We start from the raw sequence: 1302 nt of genomic DNA, 5'->3' as shown, positions 1-1302 counted from the left end.
GAGGGTGTTTCATTAGTTGTGTAAGGGTCCGGTCTCGAACCGAGGTGTGACCTGGTGTCCCGCCTCTGAAAAGGACCGATGACATGACCGATACTGCTGATGCCCAGAACCCCCTTGCCGGCGTGCTGAACGCCGATCAGATCGACGCCCTCGTCAACGCTGCTGAGGACCTCGGCGAGGGCCGCCACGGGGTCGAGGAACTCCTCTCCCGGATGACCCAGGCCGTGCTGGAGAGGGCCCTGGAGACCGAGATCAGTGACCACCTGGGCTACGAGCCCGGCGACCCCGCCGGCGTCGGCACGGGCAACTCCCGCAACGGTAAGACCACCAAGTCCGTCCAGACCCTCCAAGGGCCGGTCCAGATCACCGTCCCCAGGGACCGCAATGGCTCGTTCGAGCCCGTGATTGTGCCGAAGCGGACCCGCCGGCTGGGGAGGGTCGAGGACATGATCCTCTCGCTGTATGCCCGCGGGATGACCACCCGCGACATCGGCTCTCACCTTGAGGAGATCTACGGCTCCAAGGTCTCCGCCGCCACGATCTCCCGGGTCACAGACGTCGTCGCCGACGAGGTCGCCCAGTGGCAATCCCGCCCACTGGAGACGGTCTATCCGATCGTCTATATCGACGCGATCTGGCTGAAGATCCGCGACGGCGGCGTCGTGACAAACAAGGCCTGCCACGTGGCTGTGGGCGTGGATCTCGAGGGCCGCAAACAGGTCCTTGGCCTGTGGCTGGGGGTCACCGAGGGCGCGAAGTTCTGGGCCAACGTGCTGACCGAGATCCGCAACCGCGGTACCAAGGACATCCTGATCCTGTGCTGCGACGGGCTGACCGGGCTGCCGACCGCGGTGAACAGCATCTACCCCGAAACCGTGGTCCAGACCTGCGTGGTCCACCTGCTGCGCTCGGCAATGAAATACGCCTCCTACACCGACCGCAAGACGATGGCCAAGGACATGCGCCCGATCTACACCGCAGCGACCGTGGAGGCCGCCGAGCCCTTCGCAGAGACGTGGCAGACCAAGGCACCAGGGGCCGTGCTGGCGTGGCGGAACGCGTGGGAGGAGTTCATCCCGTTCCTCGCGTTCACGCCGGAATCCGCAAGGTCATCTATACGACGAACCAGATCGAATCGATCAACTACCAGCTACGGAAGATCACCAAGACCCGCGGCTCGTTCCCCTCGGACGAGGCGGCGATCAAGCTGGTCTACCTGGGCATCCGGAACATCGAAACCCGCCGCGGCGGCCAGCTCGGCACCGGCACCCAGGGATGGCACCAAGCGTTGAACGCTTTCGC

1 pseudogene is annotated in these 1302 nt (G+C 64.9%); it reads left to right on the top strand.

From position 1 onward, the window contains the following. Positions 1–224: 224 nt before the first annotated feature. A pseudogene (locus AB0I45_RS13900) lies at positions 225–1302 on the top strand (IS256 family transposase); the annotation flags it as partial.

The sequence above is a fragment of the Brevibacterium sp. NPDC049920 genome (genome assembly GCF_040656435.1).
In the GTDB taxonomy this organism is placed as follows: Bacteria; Actinomycetota; Actinomycetes; order Actinomycetales; family Brevibacteriaceae; genus Brevibacterium; species Brevibacterium pityocampae.
This window is presented reverse-complemented; position numbering and strand designations above follow the sequence as displayed.